The 26,112-nt window shown below is 49.1% G+C and carries 21 protein-coding genes and 1 CRISPR repeat array; of the genes, 11 read left to right on the top strand and 10 right to left on the bottom strand.

The window, feature by feature from the left end:
• The first annotated feature begins 1 nt into the window (after window position 1).
• Window positions 2-2,537: direct repeats of the CRISPR family, unit length 37 nt; unit sequence ATTCCAGAGGCTAATCCACGAGAAGAAGGATTGAAAC.
• A 194-nt stretch (window positions 2,538-2,731) separates the two neighbouring features.
• The 3 genes from CRO74_RS11920 (at window position 2,732) to CRO74_RS11930 (ending at window position 6,346) form a co-directional block, all read left to right on the top strand.
• Window positions 2,732-3,352: a thioredoxin family protein gene (locus CRO74_RS11920; protein WP_097126290.1), complete on the top strand. Its 621-nt coding sequence runs from the start codon at window positions 2,732-2,734 to the stop codon at window positions 3,350-3,352.
• A 140-nt stretch (window positions 3,353-3,492) separates the two neighbouring features.
• On the top strand, window positions 3,493-4,044 hold the full coding sequence (locus CRO74_RS11925; RefSeq protein ID WP_097126291.1) for a sll1863 family stress response protein: 552 nt from the start codon (window positions 3,493-3,495) through the stop codon (window positions 4,042-4,044).
• 181 nt (window positions 4,045-4,225) lie between these two features.
• Window positions 4,226-6,346, top strand: a complete 2,121-nt coding sequence (locus CRO74_RS11930; RefSeq protein ID WP_097126292.1) for a peptidylprolyl isomerase — start codon at window positions 4,226-4,228, stop codon at window positions 6,344-6,346.
• 168 nt (window positions 6,347-6,514) lie between these two features.
• Here CRO74_RS11930 and rdgB read toward each other — a convergent pair whose 3' ends face one another.
• The 3 genes from rdgB to CRO74_RS11945 form a co-directional block, all read right to left on the bottom strand.
• Complete coding sequence (rdgB, locus tag CRO74_RS11935; protein WP_097126293.1) at window positions 6,515-7,093, bottom strand: RdgB/HAM1 family non-canonical purine NTP pyrophosphatase; 579 nt, start codon at window positions 7,091-7,093, stop codon at window positions 6,515-6,517.
• 63 nt (window positions 7,094-7,156) lie between these two features.
• Complete coding sequence (locus CRO74_RS11940) at window positions 7,157-8,071, bottom strand: FKBP-type peptidyl-prolyl cis-trans isomerase (protein ID WP_097126294.1); 915 nt, start codon at window positions 8,069-8,071, stop codon at window positions 7,157-7,159.
• A 117-nt stretch (window positions 8,072-8,188) separates the two neighbouring features.
• A complete protein-coding gene (locus tag CRO74_RS11945; protein ID WP_097127079.1) occupies window positions 8,189-9,220 on the bottom strand; it encodes a DHH family phosphoesterase in 1,032 nt (343 codons plus the stop codon).
• A gap of 282 nt (window positions 9,221-9,502) precedes the next feature.
• On the opposite strand from CRO74_RS11945, the gene CRO74_RS11950 reads away from it, so the two are divergent.
• Entirely contained in the window at window positions 9,503-9,922 is a 420-nt protein-coding gene (locus CRO74_RS11950) for a nucleoside-diphosphate kinase (protein ID WP_097126295.1), read from the top strand.
• Window positions 9,923-9,996: 74 nt separating this feature from the next.
• Here the strand turns inward: CRO74_RS11950 and nth are convergent, their stop codons facing one another.
• From nth to CRO74_RS11965, 3 genes are all read right to left on the bottom strand, one after another.
• A complete protein-coding gene (gene nth, locus CRO74_RS11955) occupies window positions 9,997-10,656 on the bottom strand; it encodes an endonuclease III (RefSeq protein WP_097126296.1) in 660 nt (219 codons plus the stop codon).
• 129 nt (window positions 10,657-10,785) lie between these two features.
• Entirely contained in the window at window positions 10,786-11,037 is a 252-nt protein-coding gene (locus CRO74_RS11960) for a hypothetical protein (RefSeq protein ID WP_097126297.1), read from the bottom strand.
• On the bottom strand, window positions 11,012-11,611 hold the full coding sequence (locus CRO74_RS11965; RefSeq protein WP_012930482.1) for an RNA polymerase sigma factor: 600 nt from the start codon (window positions 11,609-11,611) through the stop codon (window positions 11,012-11,014). The genes CRO74_RS11960 and CRO74_RS11965 overlap by 26 nt, the downstream gene beginning before the upstream one ends.
• A gap of 519 nt (window positions 11,612-12,130) precedes the next feature.
• Between CRO74_RS11965 and CRO74_RS11970 the strand changes: the two genes are divergently transcribed.
• On the top strand, window positions 12,131-14,311 hold the full coding sequence (locus CRO74_RS11970) for a tetratricopeptide repeat-containing sensor histidine kinase (RefSeq protein WP_097126298.1): 2,181 nt from the start codon (window positions 12,131-12,133) through the stop codon (window positions 14,309-14,311).
• Here the strand turns inward: CRO74_RS11970 and CRO74_RS11975 are convergent.
• Window positions 14,308-14,880, bottom strand: coding sequence for a hypothetical protein (locus CRO74_RS11975; protein ID WP_097127080.1), 573 nt, complete (start codon window positions 14,878-14,880; stop codon window positions 14,308-14,310). The genes CRO74_RS11970 and CRO74_RS11975 overlap by 4 nt on opposite strands.
• 174 nt (window positions 14,881-15,054) lie before the next feature.
• Here CRO74_RS11975 and lpdA point away from each other — a divergent pair, with 174 nt between their 5' ends.
• From lpdA to CRO74_RS11990, 3 genes are all read left to right on the top strand, one after another.
• Window positions 15,055-16,515, top strand: coding sequence for a dihydrolipoyl dehydrogenase (gene lpdA / locus CRO74_RS11980; RefSeq protein ID WP_262508224.1), 1,461 nt, complete (start codon window positions 15,055-15,057; stop codon window positions 16,513-16,515).
• A 92-nt stretch (window positions 16,516-16,607) separates the two neighbouring features.
• Window positions 16,608-17,972: a M20/M25/M40 family metallo-hydrolase gene (locus tag CRO74_RS11985; RefSeq protein WP_097126300.1), complete on the top strand. Its 1,365-nt coding sequence runs from the start codon at window positions 16,608-16,610 to the stop codon at window positions 17,970-17,972.
• Between the two features lie 123 nt (window positions 17,973-18,095).
• On the top strand, window positions 18,096-19,451 hold the full coding sequence (locus tag CRO74_RS11990; RefSeq protein ID WP_097126301.1) for a vanadium-dependent haloperoxidase: 1,356 nt from the start codon (window positions 18,096-18,098) through the stop codon (window positions 19,449-19,451).
• A gap of 339 nt (window positions 19,452-19,790) precedes the next feature.
• On the opposite strand, the gene CRO74_RS11995 is transcribed toward CRO74_RS11990, so the two are convergent.
• A complete protein-coding gene (locus tag CRO74_RS11995; RefSeq protein ID WP_097126302.1) occupies window positions 19,791-20,483 on the bottom strand; it encodes a TetR/AcrR family transcriptional regulator in 693 nt (230 codons plus the stop codon).
• 624 nt (window positions 20,484-21,107) lie between these two features.
• Between CRO74_RS11995 and CRO74_RS12000 the strand changes: the two genes are divergently transcribed.
• Window positions 21,108-22,871 carry a glycoside hydrolase family 9 protein gene (locus CRO74_RS12000; RefSeq protein ID WP_097126303.1) on the top strand — a complete coding sequence of 588 codons (1,764 nt, stop codon included), beginning with the start codon at window positions 21,108-21,110 and terminating at the stop codon, window positions 22,869-22,871.
• 3 nt (window positions 22,872-22,874) lie between these two features.
• On the opposite strand, the gene CRO74_RS12005 is transcribed toward CRO74_RS12000, so the two are convergent.
• Together CRO74_RS12005 and CRO74_RS12010 are read right to left on the bottom strand one after the other, a co-directional pair.
• Window positions 22,875-23,222, bottom strand: coding sequence for a DoxX family protein (locus CRO74_RS12005; RefSeq protein ID WP_097126304.1), 348 nt, complete (start codon window positions 23,220-23,222; stop codon window positions 22,875-22,877).
• Between the two features lie 74 nt (window positions 23,223-23,296).
• Window positions 23,297-24,469 (bottom strand): glutathionylspermidine synthase family protein, encoded by a 1,173-nt coding sequence (locus CRO74_RS12010; protein ID WP_097126305.1) that lies wholly within the window; start codon window positions 24,467-24,469, stop codon window positions 23,297-23,299.
• Window positions 24,470-24,573: 104 nt separating this feature from the next.
• On the opposite strand from CRO74_RS12010, the gene CRO74_RS12015 reads away from it, so the two are divergent.
• On the top strand, window positions 24,574-25,575 hold the full coding sequence (locus tag CRO74_RS12015) for a nucleoside hydrolase (RefSeq protein WP_097126306.1): 1,002 nt from the start codon (window positions 24,574-24,576) through the stop codon (window positions 25,573-25,575).
• A gap of 67 nt (window positions 25,576-25,642) precedes the next feature.
• Window positions 25,643-26,098, top strand: coding sequence for a regulatory protein RecX (locus CRO74_RS12020; protein WP_097126307.1), 456 nt, complete (start codon window positions 25,643-25,645; stop codon window positions 26,096-26,098).
• Window positions 26,099-26,112: the final 14 nt, after the last annotated feature.

Genomic DNA, 26,112 nt, shown 5'->3' on the forward strand with positions numbered 1-26,112 from the left:
CATTCCAGAGGCTAATCCACGAGAAGAAGGATTGAAACTGATACTCGTCGCCGGTAATGTTGATCTGCGCGGCTATTCCAGAGGCTAATCCACGAGAAGAAGGATTGAAACAATACATCGGCCGGGATAAGGTGACGCAAAGCCTGGATTCCAGAGGCTAATCCACGAGAAGAAGGATTGAAACGGGATTATGGGTTGTGGGTGCATACGTTACGCTGCTATTCCAGAGGCTAATCCACGAGAAGAAGGATTGAAACACAATTCCTTATAATTATGGCAATCAATCCGAAAGTATTCCAGAGGCTAATCCACGAGAAGAAGGATTGAAACGTTCCTTCAGCTTCTCAAATAGAGTCTTGATCATGAATTCCAGAGGCTAATCCACGAGAAGAAGGATTGAAACTCATTCACAATTCCATAATGCCTATTTCCCCAAGTCAAATTCCAGAGGCTAATCCACGAGAAGAAGGATTGAAACAATGGCAGAAGGCCGACGTTAGAGCGTCGGCCTTCTATTCCAGAGGCTAATCCACGAGAAGAAGGATTGAAACGTCGCTGAATTTGGTGTAACTGAATGGATTGGTTGTATTCCAGAGGCTAATCCACGAGAAGAAGGATTGAAACAGTGTACCAGCACCACCCACAATAATAGCTGCACCAGAATTCCAGAGGCTAATCCACGAGAAGAAGGATTGAAACTCTGCTGGACTCTACCACGCTACAGGCGTAACCGATATTCCAGAGGCTAATCCACGAGAAGAAGGATTGAAACTACGAATCTTTCCAAAGGGACTTGGTGAGTATAGTCATTCCAGAGGCTAATCCACGAGAAGAAGGATTGAAACATAATCAACATTCCCCCAGGCACGACAAAAAGCACGAATTCCAGAGGCTAATCCACGAGAAGAAGGATTGAAACGGTAGTTACGGGCGACAGGATAGCCGCCCCAGTGGAAATTCCAGAGGCTAATCCACGAGAAGAAGGATTGAAACAGGATTTCAGTCTCGCTGAGCTGAAGACGATTTTCAGCAAATTCCAGAGGCTAATCCACGAGAAGAAGGATTGAAACTGATACTCGTCGCCGGTAATGTTGATCTGCGCGGCTATTCCAGAGGCTAATCCACGAGAAGAAGGATTGAAACAACCTATCAAGTGGAAAAATTATACTATCTGCCACCATTCCAGAGGCTAATCCACGAGAAGAAGGATTGAAACTCGACTTGGCCCGAGCGGTACCGTGAATGGGAACAAATTCCAGAGGCTAATCCACGAGAAGAAGGATTGAAACATTAAAAGACTATGATTTCTACACTAAAAGAGTTGGATTCCAGAGGCTAATCCACGAGAAGAAGGATTGAAACCATTGATTGCCTGTATATCAGCCGCCATTGGGTTGCATTCCAGAGGCTAATCCACGAGAAGAAGGATTGAAACACGGTACCGAGTTCAACGAAGGCGACCTGTTGACGATATTCCAGAGGCTAATCCACGAGAAGAAGGATTGAAACACTGATATGTTCTGCGGATGCGGTGGTTCTTCTGAGATTCCAGAGGCTAATCCACGAGAAGAAGGATTGAAACAAGGACTGCTCCAGTCAGCCTATGATGATAATGGCTACATATTCCAGAGGCTAATCCACGAGAAGAAGGATTGAAACGATACAGTAGGAAAGTCAACGATAGTTGACGCAACAATTCCAGAGGCTAATCCACGAGAAGAAGGATTGAAACAGTCTTACCGGGCCTTTGTGGATAAATGGAATGCCTATTCCAGAGGCTAATCCACGAGAAGAAGGATTGAAACCGAAAACTTCACCACTACCTACCCTGTTAATAATGGATTCCAGAGGCTAATCCACGAGAAGAAGGATTGAAACAAGACCTAAAACCAAAAACAATATTAATCCGTCCTGATTCCAGAGGCTAATCCACGAGAAGAAGGATTGAAACTAAAGGCTGTTCTATACGTTGCTGGAACTGAATTTTATTCCAGAGGCTAATCCACGAGAAGAAGGATTGAAACAGAAAATAGCCCTTTCATTTCTGTACCTGCTTTTACATTCCAGAGGCTAATCCACGAGAAGAAGGATTGAAACATGAATCAGGGGCAATATTCCCACCATATACATAAAAATTCCAGAGGCTAATCCACGAGAAGAAGGATTGAAACTGAAACCCCAGGACGATCATGCCGCATCGATGGTGGCATTCCAGAGGCTAATCCACGAGAAGAAGGATTGAAACAGGGAACGGTACGGCACAATCAAAATGCCGCTGCCATTCCAGAGGCTAATCCACGAGAAGAAGGATTGAAACTGGTTTCCGGTTGCATGGTATAAAGTTAGTGATTAGATTCCAGAGGCTAATCCACGAGAAGAAGGATTGAAACCGGGTTACCCTGGCAGCTAGTCCCTTTGCCCAGCATAATTCCAGAGGCTAATCCACGAGAAGAAGGATTGAAACAATACAACTCCCATCGATAGGTGCTGTTCATCGGATATTCCAGAGGCTAATCCACGAGAAGAAGGATTGAAACACTTACCATAGTCCGTTTTAACCAACCCCGCCGGTATTCCAGAGACTAATCCACGAGAAGGATTGAAACCAGATTGATGTACCAGCTTTGCTGTAGAATGCCCAACTTCCTGAAGCCATCCGTCGTTTATTCTGATACGCATTAATCTTTCTATTACGTTTGCTATCTAATGATCAAACGCATCGAAAATCATAATGAAATCATTCCTGAGTTGGTTTTATACCGCCACCCTGATGTTAACAGTCACGCTGTCGGTTAGGGCGCAAAACCCAAAAGGGTATAATCTGGGCGATGCCGTAGCCGATTTTCGACTTAAGAATGTGGATAGCCGCCAAATCACCCTGGCCGATTATAAAGACCAGCGGGGCGTAATTGTTGTTTTTATGAGCAATCATTGCCCATTTGCAAAGGCCTACGAAGACCGTCTGATTGGGCTTGACCGGAAATTTGCGACGCAGGGATATCCGGTGCTCGCCATCATGCCCAACGACCCCAAAGCGTATACGGACGACTCATTTCAGAACATGCAAACTCGCTCGCGCGAAAAGAACTACCCATTTGCCTACGGAATGGACGAAACGCAGGCAACCGCTAAAGCCTTTGGCGCCACCCGTACACCCGAAGTGTTTGTGCTAAAGCAAACGGGGGGACAGTTCATTGTTGAGTATGTAGGAACGATTGATGATAGCCCCCAGGATGGAAGCAGCGTACAACGGCGATACATCGACGAAGCCGTCAGTAGTCTCCTGGCTGGTCGGCCGGTGCAGTCGCCCATTACCAAGCCTATCGGCTGTGCCATTAAGTGGAAAAATTAGGAAATTCGGTTCTGTAGTACCGACCGGGAAGGTTCGACGCATCGACGGTTCGACGTATCGACGGTTGGTACTACACAAACCGAATTTCTGGCACATCATTTGCCAAACTATCTGTGAGAATCAACTTACTCAACACGATTATGATCAAACATCCATTAACACTAACACGAATTAAGCACACTGCCGGCACCCTTATGCTGGTGGCTTCACTGGCATTGTTGCAGGCCTGTGGTTCAGACAACAAGAACGAGTCACGTACCGAAGATGCCCTCGAAAAAACAGGCGATGCTGTCTCCGCCGATACCAAAGAGGCAACGGCTGAAGCCCGCGAAGATCTAAACGAAACGGGTGATAAAGTAGAAGCTAAATCCGATGAAGCAGCGGCCGATTTCCGGCGCGAACGGGATGAGGCAGTGGCCAAAATGAACGTTCAAAAGGACAAACTGGATGCTAAAATCGATGAATTGAAGGCAAAAGCCGACAGACAAAGCGATAAAGCAAAAGCTGAAACAGACCGGCAGCGCGCAAAGCTGGAAGAGCAGCGGAAAGAGCTGGGCGAAGACATCGATCACGCCAAAAATGCAACGGCCGATGCTTGGCAGGATGTGAAATCCGGATTCAAACAGGCGGGCCGCGAAATAGGCGATGCGTTTGATAAAGCAGGCGATAAACTGAAGCGGGATAACGACTAGGTAAAGCGTCTTTGTTACTAAAATTGATAAGGTGCTGGCTTTCATGAAAAAGTCGGCACCTTATTTGTTTAGAAGAGTGTAGAGCCTTTTCCTCAGATTTGAGGATAGATATACAGTTATCACTTGTATTCCAGCGGGGAAAATTGTTATTTTGCGGGCTAAATTGACTGTTAAAAGCGAAATGTCTGTCATTAATAAGATCAGAGAACGTTCGGGACTGGCTGTTGGTATTATTGCCGTCAGTTTGATTCTGTTCATTGTGGGTGGTGATTTGCTCGGAGGCCGTAGTCTGCTCTTCGGCGGGAACCAGCAGGAAGTTGGTGAGATTGCTGGTCAATCCATTGATTACCAGGATTTCAACGCCAAAGTAGACGAGCTTAGGGCGCAGTTTGAACAACAAAGCGGCCGGGCTCCTGCCGAGCAGGATCTTGTGCAGATCCGGGAACAGGCCTGGAATCAGCTTCTGTTCGAAATTGCCTATCAGCAAGAGTTCGACAAACTGGGCCTCAAAGTCACGAGTGAGGAGCTGGTCGACATGGTGCAGGGAAACAACATCAGCCCGGCCGTTCGTCAGGCGTTCACGAACCCTCAAACCGGTGTATTCGACAAAAGCTCCATCATCAGTTACCTGAAAGGCCTGAAGAATTTACCGGCTCAGCAGCAGGCTGCCTGGGCTAGTTTCGAGAAAAACCTGGCTTCTGATCGCCTGCGGGAAAAATACGAAGGCCTGATGCGTCTATCGGTTTTTGCCACTACCGCCGAAGCACAGAAAGAATACCAGGCGCAGAATTCAAAAGCGAATGTGAAATTCCTGTTTGTACCGTACTACACCATCAACGACACGACGGTGAAAGTGACGGACTCGCAGCTGGAGAGTTATCTTTCGAAGCACAAAGATGAGTATCCCGGTGTAGATAGCCGGTCGGTTCAGTATGTGACGTTCTCGGTTGCTCCGTCTAAAGAAGATAGCTCAGCCCTGTATACACAAATCAAATCGCTGGCTCGTGGCCTCGGTGCTGCTACCAACGATTCGACCTTTGCCCAGCAAAACAGCGACGTTCGGGTGCCGCTTTACCTAACGGCTGGCGAAATGCCTGAACAACTCCGGGCTGCCATCCCAACCTTTGCCCCCGGTGGTATTTACGGTCCCTTCCGCGAAGGCAACACGTATTTTATTTATAAATACGGCGGTACCAAGCGCGATACCAATTATACGGCCCGCGCCAGCCACATCCTGATTCAAACAAAAGGTCTGGCCGATTCGGCCAAAGCCGATGCACGTCGCCGGGCAGAAGGCATCCTGAAGCAGATTCAGGGTGGTGCCAGCTTCGAAGCACTGGCTCAGACCAACAGCGACGACGGTTCCCGCTCTGTAGGTGGCGACCTCGGTTATTTCAAAAACAATGGACAGATGGTGAAGCCGTTCGAAACGGCTGTATTCGGGGCTGCGTCGGCTGGTTTAATTCCCCGCCTGGTCGAGACGGAGTTCGGTTACCACATCATCAATGTTACGCAACCCAAAACGAACGTACTTTATCGCATAGCGGCTATTGGTAAGGCAATTACGCCAAGCCAGACCACCCGAGATGAAGCGCTGCGCAAAGCGGACCAGTTTGCTTCTGATGTGCATAGCAAAGAAGAGTTTGACGCCAAAGTGAAAGAGGATAAATCGCTGGTAGTAGCTACAGCAGATCGTATTCCCGAAGGCGCTAACCAGATCAACGCATTAACGGGATCGGAAGTGCGGCAGATCGTTCGGTGGGCATTTAACGACAAGACGGACGTAAACGCAGTTTCGGAGCCGTTTGAAGTAGGTGACCAGTATGTTATTGCGGTCCTGACCAACAAGACATCGAAAGACAAAGTGAGCATCAACGATTTCCGGAATGAACTGACCGCTAAAGTTCGCAACGAACTGAAAGGCGAGCAGATCATCAGCAAGCTCGGCAACGCCAGCGGCTCGCTGGAATCCATTTCGCAGAAATATGGTGCCGGTGCCCTGGTCGAAACTGTTGAGGATGTTAACCTGGCAACGGGTTTCCTTCGCAGCGCGGGCGTTGACCCTTTTGCTCTCGGAAAAGCGTTTGGCTTGAAGCCCGGTACCCGCACGAAGCCATTTGCTGGCGAAGGTGGCGTCCTGATCATGGAAACGGTATCACTGACTCCTGCTCCTTCAATCGCCGATTACGCACTGTATAAAACGCAAATTCAGCAAAACAACACCCAGCGTGTTGGGTTCTACATCAACGAAGCCATTAAGGATGCGGCCAAAGTTGAAGACCGCCGGGCTAAATTTTATTAGTCTCTAGTTGATAGTATATAAAAAATCCCTCGTCTGGTTCCAGACGAGGGATTTTTTTGTGCCTGGGATTATTGGTTATTAGTTAATGGTTATTGAGTTATTAGTCAACTCACGCGGATAACTCATTAATCACTAACTCCATAACTATTAACCAACAACCAATAACCATTACTTGATCTGCTCCTGCAAATACGTTATCATTTTAGTCAATGCCTGTGACCGGTGGCTTATGAGCCCCTTTTCGTCAATTGTCATCTCGGCGAAGGTGCGGTCATACCCATCAGGTTGAAAGACGGGGTCGTAACCAAAGCCGCCGGAGCCGCGTGGTTCCGTCAGGATCTGACCGGCAATGGTACCCTGAAATTGATGCTCTACGCCATGCAGGACCAACGTAAATACGGTTATAAACCGGGCCGCACGAGTAGGCTTATCGGCCAAGTTGGACAAAAGCTTCTGAATGTTCCTTTCACTATCCCGGCTGCCGGAATAAAAGGCCGAATCAACGCCCGGTTCGCCATTCAGCGCATCAACTTCCAGACCGGAGTCATCAGCAAAACAGGAAACGCCGAAGTGCGTCCAGACATAATCGGCTTTCTGGCGCGAGTTACCCGGAATCGTCCCGGAGGTTTCGGGTAACTCCTCCGTACAACCGATATCCTGAAGGGTTTTAAGAATGAACGAGTCGCCGAGCTTGGCGGCTACTTCGGCAAGTTTATGTTGATTGTTTGTGGCAAAGCAGAGTTCCATAGTGAACAAAAAAAGCCGTTTGCAGCGATAACTGCAAACGGCTTTCGTAGAATAACGGAATACTTACCGGCCGGGCTGTGGCATACCGCCGGGCTGGCCAGGCTGACCTTTCTGAATATCGATCAGTTCGATGTCGAATAACAGAACGGAGTTTGGAGCAATGCCCTGGTTGCCACGGGGGCCATACGCCAGCGTCGAGGGAATAATCAGCGTAGCAGATTCACCTTTGTGGAGCTTACTTACGCCTTCTTCCCAACCGGGAATTACCATGCCAACCCCAATCTGGAATTGGGCAGGCTTGCCACCGGCCTGCGGGTTTGTGCGTGAGCTATCGAATACTTTGCCATCCAGCAGTTTACCCGTGTAGTGAACCTGCACCACATCGCCTTTATTCGGCGTTGGGCCAGTGCCCGGTTTTGTCACTACGTAATAGACCCCCGATTCTGTTTTTTGGGCTTTACCCGCCAGGCCGTTTTTAGCGATGTAGTTTTCGATAATTTTCGCATCAACACCCTTCTGCTTGTCGAAATCAGCGGCCTGGGCTTTCTTGTATTCGTCTTCGGTCTGCACATTCAGGATCTTCACCGCAATACCAATATCGGTTCCTTTCTGCACACCCGGAGGCAGGGGTTGCATGGCTTTGGTAAACAGCGAATCGGCACTTACGTAGAACGTAGCACTATCACCTTTTCCCAGCATGGTTAACCCTTCTTCGTATGATCCTTTAAAGGGCGGTACCTGCAACAACATCTGGAACGGCGTACCTTCTTTGTGAGTATCGCGCAGAACAGAATCCTTGTTGTTCATCAGGGTCAGGTGAAGGGTCAGAATATCGCCAACTTTACCCTTACGGTTCCCTTCGGTTTGTTCGTGAATTGTGTACTTCAGGCCGTTTTCCGTCACCTGTTGGCGGTTTTTACCGCAGGCCGCTACAACAGCGACGAGTAGGGCGGCTTTCCCGAAATTTTTAAGAGACATGTGAGATTACTTGGTTTATACGTAAGATGTTTACGGTACTGGGTTCATCGTTTACGGGAATACTCGCATTGCATCGGCTTACTACCGTAAACTGTAAACCGATTACCGTAAATTTTTCTATACTGTTTCCAGCAGCAATTGCTGGTACTCGGGTAATATGGTCAAGAGTTTCTGCTCGGTATCGGCAAGGGATAACTTGGTTCGTCCACCGGCCGCGTTCCGATGGCCTCCACCACTAAAATGCTTGCTGGCCAGATCCCGAACGGAGAAATTACCTATAGAGCGAAACGACATACGAATTTCATCATTCCGATCAATTAAAATAGCCGCCATGACCACGCCATCAACCGCCAGCGCATAATTCACCATTCCTTCCGTATCGCCGGTTTTCGAGCGGTACCGCTTCAGTTCAGCGTCGGTCAGGGTAATGTAGGCAAACTTATACTCGGGCAACACCTTGAGTTTTTCGTTCAGAACATACCCCAGGAGTCGGAATTTATCGAGGGTTACGTTATCGAAAATGCGCCGGTGGATGCTACTGACGTCGATTTTTAAATCGACCAGCTCAGCCGCCATGCGGTGAACGTTGCCTGTGGTGTTTGGATGCCGGAAAGATCCCGTATCGGTCATCAAGCCCGAATAGAGGCATTCCGCAATGGGTACATCGATCAGGTGTTTATCGCCCAGGGCTACAATAAGCTGGAAAACCAGTTCGGCGGTTGCCGCTGCCGTTGGGTCCCAGAGTGCCAGGTCGGCGAATGATTCCGGTTCGAGGTGGTGATCGATCAGGATTTTACGAGCCCGTGACAGCCGCACCATAGGTGCCAGTTCGCGGATACGTTCGAGCGCCGAGAAGTCGAGGCAAAAGATAACATCTGCCTGCTCGAACAACTCACTGACCGACACGCGTACTTTCTCGTCAAACGCAATAACGTTTTCGTTGCCGGACATCCAGTGTAAATTCTGGGAGTAGTCGGTCGGTGTAACAACCGTTACCAGATGACCTTTCTTACGAAGGTAGCCCGCCAGCCCCAGCGATGATCCCATGGCATCGGCATCGGGGTTTTGGTGAGTGGTAATCAGCACGTTCTGGGCGGCTCCGCCGGGCGGTAGTCCGATAATCGCGCCAATTGCGTCAATATCTTGCATATACAAATGGCCGCAGCCACAATCGAAACTCAAAAGTACGAATAATACTAATTCCGACAGACGATTTACTCCGATGCCCGGCAAGTTTGTCGTGTTGGCTATCTTTTGGTACTGAATGAGCCGCTACTAACTGGCTTACGTACACATTAGCCGGTAAAATCCTACCTTTGCCTAAATTCTCGCAGAATAGTCGTGTAGATTTACCTGCGTAGACCTGGGTGCGATTTCCGAACACTAAAGAAACTCACGCAGAAAAATAAATCTCGAATAGAAAAACTTAGAATGGCAACGAACCGAACGTTCACGATGATTAAGCCCGATGCCGTAGCAGACGGGCATACGGGTGCAATTATCAAGATGATTGAAGAAGCGGGCTTCCGCATTGTCGCAATTAAAAAAACGCTGCTCACCGGCGAACGGGCTGGACAGTTTTATGCTGTACACAGCGAACGGCCATTTTATCAGGGCCTTTGTGACTACATGTCGTCCGGTGCTATTGTGCCGATGATTCTGGAAAAAGAAAATGCTGTTGCTGATTTCCGCAAACTCATTGGCGCTACCAATCCAGCGCAGGCCGAAGAGGGCACCATCCGGAAGCTGTACGCCAAGTCAATAGAATCCAACGCCATTCACGGTTCCGATTCAGACGAAAACGCAGCCATTGAAGGCAGTTTCTTCTTTGCTGCAACGGAGGAATACTAGTATTAGGAGTTAGGAGCGAGGAGTTAGGAGTTAGGAGTTGCTGACGCGAGAACACTGCTGGCGTCAGCAACTCCTCACTCCTCACTCCTCGCTCCTAATACTTTCTCATAATACTTACAAAACTCCTTCAGTGCGCAGATGTCGCATTTGGGAGCGCGGGCCAGGCAAACGTAGCGGCCGTGCAAGATTAGCCAGTGGTGCGCTTTAGGGACGTGTTGCTTTGGAATATGTGCCATCAGGGCTTTCTCTACAGCCAGCGGTGTATTGGCCGTTAACGGGGCCAGTCCAAGCCGGTGCGATACGCGAAAGACGTGCGTATCGACGGCCATTGTCGGTTCATTATAAACAATGGACAGGATTACGTGGGCTGTCTTGCGCCCAACACCCGGTAGTGTTTGCAACTCGTCTACCGTAGCCGGAATTTCCCCCCCAAACCGATTCATTAAGGCATTGGCCATTCCAACCAGGTGTTTTGCCTTGTTGTTGGGGTACGAAACACTCCGTATGTAAGAGAATACTTCGTCTACCGAGGCCGCAGCCAGCGACTCCGCTTCCGGAAACCGGGCAAAGAGAGCCGGTGAGATTTGATTGATTCGTTTGTCGGTACACTGAGCCGATAGAATCACCGCCACTAGTAATTCGTATGGATTGCTGAAGTGAAGCTCCGTTTTTGGGTCGGGGTAGTGCTCTGTGAAGTATTCGATAAAACGCCGAAACCGTTCTTTTTTCTGCATAGTTATGTTGTAGCCTAGCCGGAAAGTCGCGTAGCCGAAGGTTAAGCTGCAGACTAACTAAAATAGCTACAGCTTAGCCTTCGGCTGCGCGGCCTTCCGACCACGTTACATAGTAAACCCGTCTGCCAGTTACGTATGTCGTAATTTAGCAGGCGGGTTTGCCGGGTGGTTTTTTGAATAATTAAGAATTGATTGAACCGTGTTGGCACGTGGCTGACGTTCAATTCTATTCATCAAAGCCCGTAGTTCGAGGGCTTCGAGGAAAAACGTCATCAGGTCCGGTTCGGACATTAGGGCGTCTTCAATGAGCAGGCTTTCCTCGGGTGAGGTCTCCTCATAGACATACCGGACTACATCATCTTGGGTAAATGTTTTTATCATAACTCGGCGAACGTTTGCTCAGTTGTTTGCGCAAATTAATTAACGCATAACGCATACGTCCCAAAGCCGTGTTGATGCTGACGCCGGTCGCATCGGCAATCTCCTGGAAACTCATTTCCTCGTAGTGCCGCATTATAAGCACCTGACGCTGTTGTTCTGGCAATCGCTGTATCAACTCGCGCAAATGCTCGTGTGTTTCCTGTCGAATCTGGAGTGATTCAACAGAATCCTCCGCAAACTCAAGCGTATTGAAAACACTGCTTCCGTCTTCAAACACCACACTGGGGTAGCGTTTATCTTTTCGGAAATAGTCAATGGCCAAGTTGTGAGCAATTCGAATGATCCAGGGTAGAAATTTTCCCTCCTCGTTATATTTACCCGACTTAATGGTATCCACGGCCTTGATGAACGTGTCTTGCATTAAGTCTTCCGCAATGTACTGATCTTTGACAATCAGGTATATAGTGGTGTAAATTTTCGATTTGTGCCGTTGCACTAATTTAGCAAAGGCTTTTTCATTACCACGGATGTACAGGGAAATCAACTCACTGTCGTTTACCTGGGCTTTTTCCATTTTCAGTAAGACAATTAGGTAACGTAGAGCAGTGTTCCGATAGTGTATGGGGGAGTTATGTTTTTTGAAAAATTTCCGTGTTCCAGCCTTAAAAGTACTAAAAAAAGGCATTTAACTGCAAGTAAATACTACAAAAAATCTGCCAAACGGTACTTTTTCCAACAAAAAAAATCTCTTTACCAAATGGTGGAAGAAAGTAACCATTTTTCTTATGAACCTAGCTTATTCTTGGAAATTATTGTACTTACGTCTGATTCTATAGTATAGATTCCAAAATCAGGCGATTAGTTTAAAATAAGTTAAACTTTTTTTTTGCGATAATCTTTCCGAAAGGTCTGCGTTAAGCGTTGCTTGCAATTTCGTGCGTTTACGGTCCTTTTTTCTAAGACAAACTAATGTTGCCAATACATGGGTAGTGGTTTTAATAAGGTGGAAAGTTTATGCAAACTATTGATTTACTGTACTAAATGACTACTTTAGAGTTTCTTATAAGCTAGTGGGTAAGCTGATAAGTGCCCTATGAAATCACATTGGCTTGTTATCCTGTTGCTGGGGTGGGGCGCTACCTGCTTTGGGCAACTGCATCCAAAACTGCCGGAATTAAATTTCGATCGGCGGGGGGATACCGTATACATGGATAGTTTGTTGACCCTTGGCCGTACATACCGGCAAATGGCCGCTACATTACCCCATAGCCTAAGCGCAGATACCGTACGTCTGGAAGGGCTCCGGTTTATGGCCCTTGTGTTTAAGCAAACACGTGGCGAGCAGCAGGATAGTAGTTTTATATATGCGTCTCAATTAGTCGATCAGGCCTTACGCTACCACAATACGTTATATGCTGTGCGGGGGCTGATGTTACAGGAATACTACCTTCGAACAGTTAAGGGAGATTATCCTCAGGCGCTACGAATCAACCAGCGGGCATCGGAATTGTGCGTAAAACTGCCCCGCGAAAGTTCACCACGCTGGCAGGTGCAGATGAACATGGGCGACATTTATCTGCTGATGAAAGAATATGATAATGCCCTTCGAAGCTATCGCCTTTCTCAAACTCTGTTGGGACTTAACACGTCCTTAACTCCAAAAAATCGCAAATTGCTGATTAGCCAGGCTGTTACGCAGATTGGTGAGGTGTATGAAATAAGAGGCCAGTATGAGCAGGCTCGCCAGCAATATGAAGCCAGCCGACAGATGGCGATCGAGGCCCGCTCCCAAATAAATGTCGCGTATACGAACGAACGGTTAGGCGATTTCTTTATCAGCCGTCATCAACCCGAACAGGCAATCAAATTTTTCGACGATGCCCTTGCCGTCTGGACCCTGCTACATGACCGCGCCGGACAGGCAGCCGTTTGGGCGAGGCTATCTGAAGGGTACACCTTGATTAATAAACCGGACCTGGCCATTGAATTTGGCGAAAAGTCCGTTGCTATAGCGCGGGAGTCGGGGTTTATACGCATTCGCCAGCTCGCTACGCAGTCCCTCTACCAGGCGTATAGGTTGGCAAATCAATCTGCAAAAGCCCTGGCTATGTATGAAGAGTATAGTGTACTGCGCGATAGTCTGACAAATCTTAAACGGGTTGAAGAACTGTCGGCGGTACAAAAAAAATACGACATCAATCAGGTGCGTCTTGCGGCCGATAAAGAGCGGGTTATTCAGCAACAGCAATTGATCAACCTGCGTCGGCAGGCAGAAATTGCCCGTTTACGTGCCGAAGCCGAACGTGATCAACTGGCCGGCGAAACCCGGATGACGCAACTTCAGCAGCGCATCGAAACCGAACGGCTCAGGGCCGGAGCCCAGAAAGCCCAACTAGAGCAACGGGCTCATATCGACAAACTAAGTCACGATATTGAAGAGGCTAATCTAATGCGGGTAATTCTGGTAGGTGGCCTGGCCATGTTGCTGGGTTTTGTTGTTCTCTACTACCGCAAAAACCGTCTGATCAATCGTCAGAAACGAGAAATAGAAAGCTTGAACTGGGAGTTGGAGGATAAAGTGTTTGCCCGAACGGTTGAACTAAAACTGGCTAATGATCAATTGCGGGCTAAAAACCGTGAGATTGAAGAAGCGCTCCTGCGCGGGCAAACGCTCGAACGGAAGCGAATGGCCGCCGATTTGCACGACAGCCTTGGGGGATTACTGGCCGCTATCAAAACCAGCATGTCGGCGCTCAGTCCGTCGCACATGACGGATCGGGAACAACAGATTTATTATAATCTGCTCAACATGACCAAAGAGGCCTTCGCCGAAATTCGCTACCTGTCGCATAATTTACAGCCCGACGAACTGGAGAAGCAGGGGCTGTCTGAAGCCCTGATGCGCCTTGTCAACAAGCTCAACGTCACACAGAAGATCGTTTTTCGGCTGGATAATGCTGAGTTGCCTCGTCTGGACAAGACCGCCGAGTTTAACCTGTATTCAATTTGCATTGAACTGTGTAGCAATATTCTACGGCACTCCGAAGCCACCGAAGCGGATATTCTGTTCCGGCGGTTCAACAATGAACTGAATATGATCGTGAAAGATAACGGTTGCGGCATGAATCCGGCCAACGCAACCGGCATGGGACTTCATAATATTCAGGCTCGCATGGACCTGATTCGGGGCCGGTATGAAATTCATTCCGAAGCGGGTGAGGGAACGACGTTTATTTTTATTCTGCCCGTCTCACCCAATCTGACAACGGCTTAAGGTTGTACTTTCCCGTTTACAAAAAACTCGTTTTTATCGAAAAGGGGTAATTTCTGGAAACCCGAAACGGTGTATTCCTGTAGTCCCCATTGTTTACCAGCCGTTGGGCCGCTGTTCAGAATAAGATGCCGCTCTGATGCGTACAATGGATTCTTTGTCTGTAAAACAGCTTCAATGCGGCCAGGCTTGCGAGTGGTTGAGTCCAGCCGCACCAGGAGTGACCGCACCGTTAGCCGCTCTTCCGAATTTTTCAGTGTGTATTGGTAGGTTAGCGAATCGGGGCGTGTTATCTGGTAACTGCTGCGGAGGGCGGGCTTATTGATATCGACCTGTGTAAACAGTTCCAGCTCACGGCTCCAGTTGATTTCGTTGGTAGTTTGCTGGTTACGTTTTTCGTTAATAGCAACCGTCTTGCGGGTAAGGGGCTTCCGGGCCGACAAGTCAGTAATTTGTCCTTTTACGTACGTCAGCACATCGTAATAAACATTCGGTTGATTTTGCTGAGCGGGGTTAGTACAACCACTGATTAACAGTACGGATAGCAGAAAGACGGGATAAACAAAACGCATAAAACAGATCAAAATGGCCTCAAAAGAGATAGGCCCTCCGGTACCACCAACACGAATTTTTACAAATCGGTTTGGGCAATCAAATTCTGAACCAAATTTGCAGTCAGAACGCTTTCTAAGTAAACAGTTTGTGGTTTGTTGTTTGGTGATTACAGTTGCCTGTCGGGTGGGTAAATTTACCACTGGCAAGTAAACAAACGTCAACTAAGAAGCCACAAAAAAACAACCTTATTCATGGAATACGATGTTATTGTGATTGGTTCGGGGCCGGGGGGCTATACAGGTGCAATCCGTTGCGCTCAACTCGGACTGAAAACGGCCATTATCGAGAAATACCCATCCCTGGGCGGCACCTGCCTGAACGTAGGCTGCATTCCATCCAAGGCGCTGCTCGACTCGTCTGAGCATTATTACAATGCTGCGCACACCTTTGCCGAACATGGCATTAAACTGGCCGACCTACAGGTCGATCTGGCGCAGATGATTGCCCGCAAAGCCAGCGTAGTTGAGCAGACGACGAAGGGGATTACCTTTCTGATGAAGAAAAATAAAATCGACGAACTGCACGGTGTTGGTTCGTTTGTTGACCCGCACACCATCAAAATTACCAAAGATGATGGGTCTGAGCAGGTCATCAAGGGGAAGAATATAATTATTGCCACGGGGTCGAAACCGATGTCGTTCCCGTCTATGCCAATTGACAAAAAACGGGTAATCACTTCGACCGAAGCGCTCACACTTCAGGAAATACCCAAGCACATGATCGTGATCGGTGCGGGCGTAATTGGGGCTGAATTAGGCTCGGTCTATGCCCGGTTGGGTTCGAAAGTGTCGTTTGTGGAGTTTGCCGATTCGATGATCCCGACGATGGATAAAACGATGGGTAAAGAGCTTCAGAAGTCAATCAAAAAACTCGGCGCCGATTTCTACTTCAGCCATAAAGTTACCAAAGTCGAAAACACCGGCGATGAAGTTATTGTGAACGTCGACACGCCCAAAGGCGAGCAGATCACGCTTACCGGCGATTATTGCCTGGTTTCGGTGGGTCGTCGTCCCTATACGGACGGGTTGAATCTGGAAGCGGCTGGTCTGAAAACCGACGATCGGGGCAAACTCGAAGTGGACAATCACCTCCGCACCAGCGTTCCGCATATATACGCACTGGGCGACGTGATTCGGGGTGCCATGCTGGCCCACAAAGCCGAAGAAGAAGGTACGTTCATTGCCGAAACTATTGTTGGTCAAAAGCCACACATTCATTACCGGCTCATTCCGGGTGTGGTGTACACCTGGCCGGAAGTGGCCTCGGTTGGCTACACCGAAGAAGAAGTGAAAAAGGAAGGGATTCCTTATAAAGTTGGGTCCTTCCCGTTCAAAGCGCTGGGCCGTGCCCGGGCGAGTATGGACGTTGACGGACTGGTGAAAGTGCTGGCGCACAAGGAGACCGACGAGATTCTGGGCGTTCACATGATTGGGGCCCGTACGGCCGACATGATTGCCGAAGCCGTTGTGGCGATGGAGTTCCGGGCCTCGGCCGAAGATGTGTCGCGCATGTCGCACGCCCACCCGACCTATACCGAAGCCTTCAAAGAAGCCTGTCTGGCCGCTACGGACAACCGGGCGATCAATATGTAAGGCGTATAGTTTAAAACGTGAACAAGCCCGGTTGCTGGAAAGCGGCCGGGCTTTTCTGTATATTGCCCTCTTAACCAATACAACCGCCTGACATGAAAAAAACGATTACACTTCTCTTTACCCTACTGGTTGGCTACGCACAGGCTCAAACGGCCGATTCCGTAACCATCCGAAAGATTTATAACGAAGCACTGGCCAATGGAAAATCCTACAATTGGTTGCGTTACCTGACCAAGCAGATTGGTCCGCGCCTGAGCGGTTCGGATGGGGCACAGAAAGCCGTCGACTGGACGAAGCAGGTGATGGAGAAAGAAGGTTTCGACCGGGTGTTTTTGCAGGATGTCATGGTGCCGCATTGGGTGCGCGGGGCTAAAGAGGTCGCCTATATCCAGAATGGAAAACAAAAGGTTTCGGTACCAATTGCCGCTCTGGGTGGTTCCGTCGCCACCGGCCCGAAAGGCGTTGAAGCGGGCGTTATTGAAGTGAAAAGCTTTCCGGAATTGCGGGCCTTAGGGGCTGACAAAGTGAAGGGCAAGATTGTCTTTTACAACCGTCCGATGGACCCCACGAAAATCAACACCTTCGAAGCCTATGGCGGGGCCGTTGATCAGCGGGCCAATGGGGCTACCGAAGCGGCCAAACTAGGCGCCGTTGGGGCCATTGTCCGATCGATGACCAACGTTCGCGACGATAACCCGCACGTGGGCGGTATGCGCTACGGAACGGGCGTTCCCCTAATTCCAACAGCGGCCATCAGCACCAACGCGGCCGATTTGCTGAGTAAATCATTAGCTGAAAACCCAAATCTGACTTTCTACTTCAAACAGAACTGCGAGACACTGCCCGACGCCAAATCATACAACGTAGTTGGAGAAATCAAAGGCAGCGAGAAACCGGATGAGATCATCGTTGTCGGCGGTCACCTCGATTCGTGGGATCTGGCCGAAGGGGCTCACGACGATGGCGCGGGTTGTGTGCAATCCATTGAAGTACTGCGGATTATGAAGGCGCTGGGGATCAAACCCAAACGTACCATTCGCGCGGTGATGTTCATGAACGAAGAAAACGGCCTTCGGGGTGGTGTTGCCTACGCCGATCTGGCTAAAAAAAATAACGAGAAACACATTGCCGCCGTCGAATCGGATAATGGTGGATTTACACCGCGTGGCTTCGGTATCGTGGGTACGCCCGACCAGCGGGCCAAAGTGATGCCCTGGAAACCACTACTGGCTCCTTACGGCTTGCTGGAGATCGGTGCCGGTGGGGGAGGAGCTGACATTGGTCCGCTCGCCCAGCTTGGAACCGTTCTCTTTGGCTTCAAACCTGATTCGCAGCGGTACTTCGATTACCACCATACGACAGTCGATACATTTGAAACGGTGAGCCAGCGAGAGCTTGAACTCGGTGCGGCTTCTATGGCAGCTCTGGTGTATCTGTTGGACCAATATGGATTGTAGTAGAAAACCTAATCATCGAAGTTGATGATAATCTTTCTTTTGTCTGATATTTTCCGTTAATTTTGTAAATTCTAAGCAATTAATTTTGCGGTTGCTTAATACGCCAACTTGTTATTTAATCGTATGAACTTTTCGCTTCGCTTTGGTTATCTGCTGGCAGTTTTGCTGGTTGGGTTGACCGCTTGTCAGAAGCCCGCCACCCCGGCTGAGTACAACGCAAAGGCTGCCAATCCCGAATACTACAATTCGGCGTTGAACAAATTAACGGAGGTCGTTATTCACGACATTTTTTCTCCTCCTGTTGCCAGTCGTATTTATTCATACGCCAACCTGGCGGGGTACGAAGCACTGGTACCCTTCGATACGCAGTATGAGTCGCTAGCGGGTAAGTTGAAACGGTTCCAGAGTGGGCCAAAGCCAGAACCGGGTAAAGAATACTGCTTCCCGCTAGCCAGTGCCCGCGCTTTCCTGACCGTAGCCCGTGCGCTCACTTTCTCCGTTGATTTTTACGATACCTTCGAGAAACCCTTTTACGAACAGTACAAGAAAGATGGCGTTCCCGATGAGGTTTATGAGCGCTCCCTGGCGTACGGAGAAGCAGTTGCCAAGCATGTTCTGGATTATGCGGCTAAAGATAGCTACAAGCAAACCCGAGGGTTCAAGCATACGGTTACGAACGAAGAAGGGTCTTGGGTACCTACTCCGCCGGCTTATATGGACGCGGCCGAGCCGCAGTGGAACAAACTGCGCTGCTGGGGTATGGATACCTGCAACCAGTTTATGCCCCCCCGCCCGTTTCCCTACAGCCTCGCCAAGGGTAGCCCGTACGCCAAAGAGCTGGATGAGGTTTATCAGATCGGCAAAAATCTGGATAAGCAAAAGCAGGATATCGCTTACTTCTGGGACGATAACGCGTTTGTCATGAATGTAGCCGGGCATGTTATGTATGCCAGCAAAAAAATGACGCCCGGCGGACACTGGCTGGCCATTGCTCAAACCGTTGCCCGAAAGAAGAAACTGGGTTTGATGCAAACGGTCGAAGCCTACGCGCTCACTTCCTTTGCGCTGAGCGATGGCTTTATTTCGTGCTGGGACGAAAAGTACCGCAGCAAAACCGTTCGACCCGAAACAGTCATTAATAAGTCGATGGACCCAAAATGGACGCCTTTCCTGCAAACACCGCCTTTTCCTGAGTATCCAAGCGGACATAGCGTTATCTCGACGGCTGCCGCCACCGTACTAACAAACCTTATGGGGGATAACGTTGCTTTCACCGATTCGACCGAGTTTCCGTACGGGCATGGTGTACGCTCATTCTCATCCATCCGGGCTGCTGCCGACGAAGCGTCGATCAGCCGGTTGTATGGTGGCATTCACTATCGGTCAGCGCTGGTGAATGGTCAGGTAGAAGGCGAAAAAGTAGGCAAATGGATTGTTGAGAAAATTCATACCCGTAAGTCGGCAGTGGCACAACGCTAGTTCATCGGTTTACAACGCAAAAAGGCCCCTACCGATCGTTTCGGTAGGGGCCTTTCTTCATTCATAGAACTTACAGGATGAAAAAAATAGTACAACTCAGCTTGTGTATCAGGATGGGTATCTGCTGCAGTGCAGAACCAGCCCGATAATGCGGCCTGACAGATCATTGACCAGACTATCAATCCGGCCAATTATTACGGGGTCACCGTTGCCAATGGCAATAAAAGGAGTTGGAACACAACTAAAGACATTCGACTGAAGTAAAAATAAGCCGTTTACAAACAGGTTCAAGATTGATCACAACGGCTGAATTCCTTTTGTAAACGGCTATATTTTTTATTACCATTGAGCTACCGGGAAATGAGAAGACTGAAGTTCAAGTTCTACATCTTTGGTGTGGATCGCCATCTTATTTAATGAGATATAGATGGATTTTACCGCGTTCTCTATACGGTGCCAGCCCGCTTCGCTCCGTAAGTCAATACTAACCATGGTACGATCGTTTTGCGCCATGATGGTCAGATACGTCATAGCGCCAAGGATGATAGCCGAAATCGCCTGCGTGTCTGCCCCCTTTACGAAAGAAAGCTGGCTAACAAGTCGAGTCATTTCCTCATCCTGAGCACGGGCTGTTGTTTCGGCAATAGGGTCGTTCTCAATAACGCTTGCTTTGAGTACCTCACGAGCGGCTTTGAACGTACGGAAATACCGATAGGTTTGAATTACCTGCCGATACCAGATTCGGGCAATATCCGATTCGTGTAACGGGCGAATCTGATCTAAGACGGAAGGAGTAAATATTGGGAATAATTTTCCCATCTTCACGTAGTATTCGAATAGGCCTTCCATACCACCAAAATACCTGTATATAAGTACTTTACTGACATTTGCCTTTTCTGCAACTCGGTTCACGCCTACGCCTTCGATACCACGTTCGGCTATGACTTCTTCCAGAGCTTCAACAATACGCTGGGTAGTCTTTGCGCGATTCCGCCTAATTTTTTCATCTTTGTCCATGATGGTTGCATGCATAATAAGTCAGTAATTCAAGTAGATGTCACCCCTTTGACTAATGGTGTTAAGAAAAGTCACTTTAGGTCACTGTTTATTCCAGATTAAGCTTTATATAAGTATCAATACGTCTATCGAATAGCTCTTTGTAGGAAGTTATAAAAGGCTCTTTTGACCTAAGAAGCTTGTAGTCTGTTCCCTATTAATATTTATTATATACTTTCGATTAGTTCTCTTTGTATAAATTATCGCTCCTGTTTAGTAGACGTATACATTAGTAAATAAAAACTAGTCTATATCCTTGCCTGTAAATACTATCAAGCAACTATAGATTAGTGTCAGCATCAGTAGTAACCTTCACTACTTTGTAAATTTTTTGTCTACATACGGTACTTTTTTATAAATTATAAGTAATTAGATGAATGTTGATTATCTCCCGGAGAAAGAGGATGATAAAGCTGTAGAATGACTAGGCTTTTACTTTTTAGATCGCATAAAAATCCATACGTAGTTAGAAATTGACGAATGAGTTAATATAAAAAGAAGACAAATGAGTAAAATGGAGATATAAACAGCTCCTCATTATGAAATGCCTGGGCATTATTAACTATGTATTTATTAGTACAACTTCCCTTTACAAAACGAATGCGAGTTTACTTAGTATTACTATTTCTGTTGGGCACCGAACTTGCCGGTGGTCAATCTTTAACTACCAATATTCGACTCAATCAAGTAGGATTTTATCCACAGGCGACCAAAATAGCCGTTGTGGTAAATGAGGCAGGTGCATCTACGCCATATACAACGTTTCAACTGATGTCGCCTGACCAGAAAAAAGTTGTATTTACAGGTACGTTGAGCGAACCTAAGAAAAATCAGATTTCGGGCAAAACAAGCCAGTTTGCTGATTTCTCGGCTTTTAAGCAGAAAGGGACTTATGTTATCGTCGTACCGGGTTTAGGGCACTCCTATCCAGTCGAGATTCGCCCGGATGTACACCGGGCTGCAGCCATCGGTGCTCTTAAAGGGTTTTACTACCAGCGGGTGTCCGCTGAATTACCCGCCAAATACGCCGGGAAATGGGCACGTCCTGCCGGGCATCCGGATACCCGAGTGCTGATTCATCCATCGGCGGCATCGCCGGGGCGTCCGGCAGGTACGGTTATTTCGTCGCCTAGGGGGTGGTACGACGCGGGGGATTACAACAAGTACATTGTGAATTCGGGCATTACGGTGGGCACGCTGCTCTCCCTGTACGAAGATTTTCCTGGTTACTTTAAATCATTCGATACAAACATTCCTGAAACGGGTAACGCCGTTCCTGACCTGCTGGACGAAGCTTTGTGGAATCTTCGCTGGATGCTAACCATGCAGGACCCGGCCGATGGGGGCGTGTACCATAAATTGACGAACCCAAGTTTCGATGGCATGGTCATGCCGGATAAAGCCGTTAAAGATCGCTACGTTATCCAGAAAAGTATAACCGCCACGCTCGATTTTGCCGCCGTACTGGCACAGGCCAGCCGGGTGTTCAAAAAATACGACAAAGCATTGCCCGGCCTGTCGGATTCTTGTCGGACGGCCGCCGTGAAGGCCTGGAAATGGGCTGAACAAAACCCCACCACCATCTATCGGCAGAACGAAATGAATACGCAGTTCGACCCCGATGTGGTAACGGGCAGTTACGAAGACCGCGATGCCAGCGATGAGTGGGTTTGGGCCGCGTTAGAATTGTATGCGACGACAAAAGACGATGCGTATTTTACCGCAGCGAAACTGAAACCGGATGAGAAACTGAGCCTGCCCTCCTGGAACCAGGTTCGTCTGTTGGGATACTACACGCTTGCCCGCTTTGCGAACGAGCTTACGCCCCTCGGCAAACAGGGAAACGAATCGGTGAAGAAGCAACTGGTTGCTTTTGCGGATGATCTGATTCAGGGAACAGCCCAGCAGGCCTACGGTACGGTAATGGGCAAATCGGCGCGGGATTATATTTGGGGAAGTAGTTCCGTAGCCGCTAACCAGGGCATCGCGCTCATTCAGGCCTATAACCTTACAAAAGACGGCCGCTATCTGCGATTTGCTTTAACCAACATAGACTATTTACTGGGTCGCAACGCAACGGGCTATTCGTTGCTAACCGGATTTGGTGATAAATCGGTGATGAGCCCACACCACCGGCCCTCCGTAGCCGATGGAATTGCCGAACCCGTACCAGGACTGTTGTCGGGCGGACCGAATGGCAATGCTCCGAAGCAGGACAAATGCCCCGGCTATACCGCCACCTCGGCCGATGAAATGCTTCTGGATGATTCCTGTTCCTATGCGTCCAACGAGATTGCCATTAACTGGAATGCTCCGCTCGTGTATCTGGCAGCAGCTATCGAAGCGTTGCAAACAAAGTTGTAGTCCTTACGTATACTGGTACGCCCACCAGATTAGCAAACCCTGAAGTGGCAACCGGCCCCAACGGAGCCAGGCGGGGAGTTTGGCAAATCGACTGGAAGTGGCCATGTGAACGTTCGCCGGGAATACCGCAATCAGGAGCAGAATAAGCCCCCAGGCGGATAGCGAACGGGTAGCAGGAAACAGTAAGCCAACCCCCAGTAAAACTTCAGCAATACCGCTCAAAACAACCATCAGGTTATGCGCCGGAATGTAGGGCGGCATGATAGCCAGATAGGTTTTGGGACTGATAAAATGATTCAGCCCGGCAGCAATATACACAACGGCCTGTATGTAAAGGCTTAGATTCGACATGCGTGTTTAAATAACGGCTCTGGCAACCTTGCCAGAGCCGTACTAAACTAGTTGATAAACTTCACTTTGACGCATTACTCGACAACATGTCCCACAAAACCAGCCGTATTATCCAGAATCAGGCCCCCGCGACGGAAGCCTAAACCGCAGCCTTCACCCGCATAAAAAACACCGGCCTGATACGAGTTTCCGGCCGAATCCTTCGGGAAATCGACGTATTCCTGGTAAATTTTGGGATAATCACCATAGTCGCCTTCGGTGGTTTGGCGTTCGCTGCCATCCGGGTTTAAGATACGGGTGTTGGCTCCTTCTCGCCCAAACAGCACCTTTTCAACGCAGGGCTTTCCGGGTAGTGGTTTCGTATCCGTTTCGAGAAGAAGCGGGTGATTTGGGTAAAGCTCCCATAACACTTTTAGAATGTATTTCGACTGAAATAGCAATGTATAGGCCGGATTCAGCACAACCGCCAGACGCTTGCGTACGATCTCGGTCAAAATCTGAATCAGTTCCGGCTCATCTTCGGCGATGGACTCCCAGGGCACCAGCTTAAACCAGAAGTCCAGCTTTTCGAACTCGCCGTTTTTGGGGTTTTGCCAGAAGATGCCCTCTTCAGCCGAAAAATCGACGTTATCGACAAAGTCAAATTCGATATCGTAACCCGCTTCCCGGGCCGCTTCGCCCAGTAAGGCTACGTTGGCATCGTCTTCGGGAAAGCCCCGCATGGCCGAGAGTAGCAGCGTTGGCTGTAAGTCGGGGTTCACGGCGAGGAGTTCCTCAAACTGGCCCGTCAAGGTTTCGAAGACCGCGTTGAACTGCTGGCTATCGTCGAGGCCGTTGGCGCGCAGGTGTGCGTATTGAACAACGGCCGTTTCGGGTAAGCAGGTGGCCGTATCGGCGTTGAACTCGATTAGTTTAATGGGCTGTTCATCAACGCCCCCGGCCAGGTCAAAGCGGCCGTAGAGGTGAATATGCCGGTCGTCGTCCCACGATAATTTTATCAGCGCAATCAGGTTGGCGGGTATGCCTGCTTCGGCAAATCGGTTCTCGTCGATGATCTGCTGCCCGGCGGCTATAAACATCTCGAATAATTCATTGGCCGCTTCATAGTAGGCATCCGCTTCGGTAGACTTTACCGTTACAACCTCGTTAGCCAGATAAGGCAGTGTATCCTGGCCGAGCATCCAGTCCCAGCCGAGATTTCGTAACTGGGCATCCGGTGATGTAGGTAGTGATTTAAGAGAAATCATAGCAAGAGTCCTTTAACTGGTGAATTACGACACGTATCAATCTATTTGTAACTCCACAGGCCGGAAGTTGGTCACGAACCGGCCCGTAAATCTCGTTTAACCTGATGATTCGTCCCTATTTATTTTTCACCAGTGTGTTGCTGGCTCTGACAGCCGGTCTGTCGCATGGACAGTCGGCCCAAAAAAATCAACCTGTTCCGGTTATTTTCGATACCGACATGGGGCCGGATTACGACGATGTGGGTGCTATTGCCATGCTCCACGCCTTTGCCGATGCAGGTCAGACGCGTATTCTGGCCACTATTGCTAGCACCAATTACCCAAAGGTAACCTCGGTCCTGAGCGTATTGAACACCTATTTCAACCGCCCGAACATTCCTATTGGCGTCCCGAAAGGAGAAGCCGTGAGCGATAAAGACACGCAACACTGGTCCGACACGCTGGTAGCACGGTATCCGCACAAGATCAGGTCGAACAGCGAGGTGCCGGACGCCGTGGCGCTCTATCGCCAGATTCTGGCCAAACAACCCGACCAGAGTGTAACCATTATTACCGTCGGCTTTCTGACAAATCTGGCCAACCTGCTCAACTCCCCGCCCGACCAGTATTCTAAGCTATCGGGTAAAGAACTTGTGACGAAAAAAGTAAAGAAGCTGGTGAGCATGGCAGGCAAATTTCCGAGTGGCCGGGAGTACAACGTTCATAGAGACGTGGCTTCGTCGAAAATCGTTTTCGCTAAATGGCCCACGCCAATTCTCATGAGTGGGTTCGAAATAGGGGAGAAAATTCATTCCGGCTTACCCCTTACTCAGAATACTCGTATCCAGAATAGCCCGGTAAAAGATGTGTTCCGGATTTCGTTGCCGAAAGCGGCCGAGGACAAAAACGGCCGGATGAGCTGGGACCAGACCGCCGTATTGGTGGGTGTAAAAGGCTACGCACCGTATTATACCGTTAAATCGGGTCGGCTGACGATGAACGCCGACGGCTCCAATGGCTGGGATGACGCCGGGAAAGGGCATGAATACCTGGTTGTGAGTAGGTCCGTTGCCGAGGTCGAAACCCTGATCAATGAATTAATGCAGCATCAGCCGGTAAAACACTGACGTAAAAAACAGGCGAGCGAATGGGTTAGCGTGAGCAATTTCGGCGCTGTGCGTGTTATCTTTTTATATGACAGAATCAGTAAAGGATGCGCTTCGCAAGGCAGCCATGTTTTGCGCGTATCAGGAACGTACGCAGCAGGAAGTACGCGACCGGTTGAAGGAGTGGAGCATCTGGGGCGACGATGCCGAAGAAGTGATTGCCGAGTTGATCCAACAGAACTACCTGAATGAGGAACGTTTCGCGAAGTCATTTGCGGGCGGGAAATTTCGGGTGAAAGGCTGGGGAAAGCGGAAAATAAAGCAGCACCTGCAGCAGCGCGGCATCACGGGCTACAACCTCGACCAGGCCATGAAGGAAATCGCCCCCGACGATTACCGGGGCACGCTCTCGGATTTACTGGCGAAAAAACGGCAAAGTTTGCGGGATGATAACCCGCTGGTTGTCAAACAGAAGCTGGTACGCTATGCGCTTAGCAAAGGATACGAATCGGAGTTGATCTTTTCGGTGCTAGGGGAAGAGTAGCGCGGCCGGGAAGC

The sequence above is a fragment of the Spirosoma fluviale genome (genome assembly GCF_900230225.1).
GTDB classification, from domain to species: domain Bacteria; phylum Bacteroidota; class Bacteroidia; order Cytophagales; family Spirosomataceae; genus Spirosoma; species Spirosoma fluviale.

Coding starts and splice junctions, on each gene's coding strand:
- CRO74_RS12020 (WP_097126307.1), top strand. CDS start 25,643: ATGACAGAATCAGTAAAGGATGCGCTTCGCAAGGCAGCCATGTTTTGC.
- CRO74_RS11930 (WP_097126292.1), top strand. CDS start 4,226: ATGTCTGTCATTAATAAGATCAGAGAACGTTCGGGACTGGCTGTTGGT.
- CRO74_RS11940 (WP_097126294.1), bottom strand. CDS start 8,071: ATGTCTCTTAAAAATTTCGGGAAAGCCGCCCTACTCGTCGCTGTTGTA.
- CRO74_RS12005 (WP_097126304.1), bottom strand. CDS start 23,222: ATGTCGAATCTAAGCCTTTACATACAGGCCGTTGTGTATATTGCTGCC.
- CRO74_RS11925 (WP_097126291.1), top strand. CDS start 3,493: ATGATCAAACATCCATTAACACTAACACGAATTAAGCACACTGCCGGC.
- CRO74_RS12010 (WP_097126305.1), bottom strand. CDS start 24,469: ATGATTTCTCTTAAATCACTACCTACATCACCGGATGCCCAGTTACGA.
- rdgB (WP_097126293.1), bottom strand. CDS start 7,093: ATGGAACTCTGCTTTGCCACAAACAATCAACATAAACTTGCCGAAGTA.
- CRO74_RS11995 (WP_097126302.1), bottom strand. CDS start 20,483: ATGCATGCAACCATCATGGACAAAGATGAAAAAATTAGGCGGAATCGC.
- CRO74_RS11920 (WP_097126290.1), top strand. CDS start 2,732: ATGAAATCATTCCTGAGTTGGTTTTATACCGCCACCCTGATGTTAACA.
- CRO74_RS11985 (WP_097126300.1), top strand. CDS start 16,608: ATGAAAAAAACGATTACACTTCTCTTTACCCTACTGGTTGGCTACGCA.
- CRO74_RS11990 (WP_097126301.1), top strand. CDS start 18,096: ATGAACTTTTCGCTTCGCTTTGGTTATCTGCTGGCAGTTTTGCTGGTT.
- CRO74_RS11945 (WP_097127079.1), bottom strand. CDS start 9,220: ATGCAAGATATTGACGCAATTGGCGCGATTATCGGACTACCGCCCGGC.
- CRO74_RS11970 (WP_097126298.1), top strand. CDS start 12,131: ATGAAATCACATTGGCTTGTTATCCTGTTGCTGGGGTGGGGCGCTACC.
- CRO74_RS12000 (WP_097126303.1), top strand. CDS start 21,108: ATGCGAGTTTACTTAGTATTACTATTTCTGTTGGGCACCGAACTTGCC.
- nth (WP_097126296.1), bottom strand. CDS start 10,656: ATGCAGAAAAAAGAACGGTTTCGGCGTTTTATCGAATACTTCACAGAG.
- CRO74_RS11965 (WP_012930482.1), bottom strand. CDS start 11,611: ATGGAAAAAGCCCAGGTAAACGACAGTGAGTTGATTTCCCTGTACATC.
- CRO74_RS11975 (WP_097127080.1), bottom strand. CDS start 14,880: ATGCGTTTTGTTTATCCCGTCTTTCTGCTATCCGTACTGTTAATCAGT.
- CRO74_RS11960 (WP_097126297.1), bottom strand. CDS start 11,037: ATGATAAAAACATTTACCCAAGATGATGTAGTCCGGTATGTCTATGAG.
- CRO74_RS11950 (WP_097126295.1), top strand. CDS start 9,503: ATGGCAACGAACCGAACGTTCACGATGATTAAGCCCGATGCCGTAGCA.
- CRO74_RS12015 (WP_097126306.1), top strand. CDS start 24,574: ATGATTCGTCCCTATTTATTTTTCACCAGTGTGTTGCTGGCTCTGACA.